General features: G+C 53.6%; 1 protein-coding gene. It reads left to right on the top strand.

Translation table 11 applies throughout. From position 1 onward, the window contains the following. The coding region (locus JIN85_RS20595) for a serine hydrolase domain-containing protein (protein ID WP_234047544.1) at window positions 1–773 on the top strand (773 nt) is incomplete at its 5' end. Between the last annotated feature and the right edge of the window lie 148 nt (window positions 774–921).

Genomic DNA, 921 nt, shown 5'->3' with positions numbered 1-921 from the left:
TCACTCCAAACGCTTCTCGATCAACCGCGAACCGTGAGCTCCGTATGCTCACTTCCCAATCTCAATCGGAAATGAGTTCTGGCAATCGGTCTAAATTGGAACAATCATCCAAATCTGGCCCGGAGCAACGGCTCGATTTGATAAGCGAAATGCTGAGCAAGCCCCCGTCTTACAAGCCAGGGAAGGGGTATGCTTACTCAAATGCTGGATTTTCAGTTGCTGGAGCCATGTTGGAGCGGCGTATGGGGAGGAATTATCAAGATTTGATCAGGGAAAAGCTATTCGCACCTCTGGGAATGGACTCAGTCCATTTTGGAGCGCCAGCTAGTCCAGGACTTGTCGATCAGCCTTACGGACATGTCGTTCGAGATGGCGTTTTGGTATCGATCAACCCACTGCCTGCCGGAGATAACCCTCCGGCGATCACGCCAGCGGGCCGGGTAAATGCGACCATCTTGGATTTTCTGAAATTCGCCGTGCTTCATCTCGGGAATACTCCCGTCGCACCGGTAGACTCCACCCAATTGGAAGTTCTCCACACGCCAACAGCTTCCGGGCCAGCGTATGCGATGGGCTGGGCATTGGAGCCTAGGGCTTGGGCAGGCGGGACCGCGTTTACCCACACTGGAACGAATACCATGTTCTACGCCGTCATGTGGATCGCGCCGAATCGAGACTTCGCAGCGGTAGCCGCGTGCAATAGCGGGAGTGGTTTCGCTGTTTGTGATGGAGCGATCGAGCTGCTGGTCCGGCGCTACCTGCTGGAGGAGTAGTAGATTGTTAGATTTTCAGAACTGCAAATCTTTCTATACCAGTGATTTGCGGCGTTTCTCTGAAAATTTTTCAAAAAACATGAAGAAACGGATTGACGATGGGGGCGGGTTTGGTCTAGGGTCCGCCCGTCGCCACGACGGAGGGCGA

Origin of the sequence: Luteolibacter pohnpeiensis (assembly GCF_016595435.1) — a bacterium.
Taxonomy (GTDB): Bacteria; Verrucomicrobiota; Verrucomicrobiia; order Verrucomicrobiales; family Akkermansiaceae; genus Luteolibacter; species Luteolibacter pohnpeiensis.
Note: the sequence above shows the minus strand (reverse complement) of the source record. Positions and strands in the feature narration are given on the sequence as shown.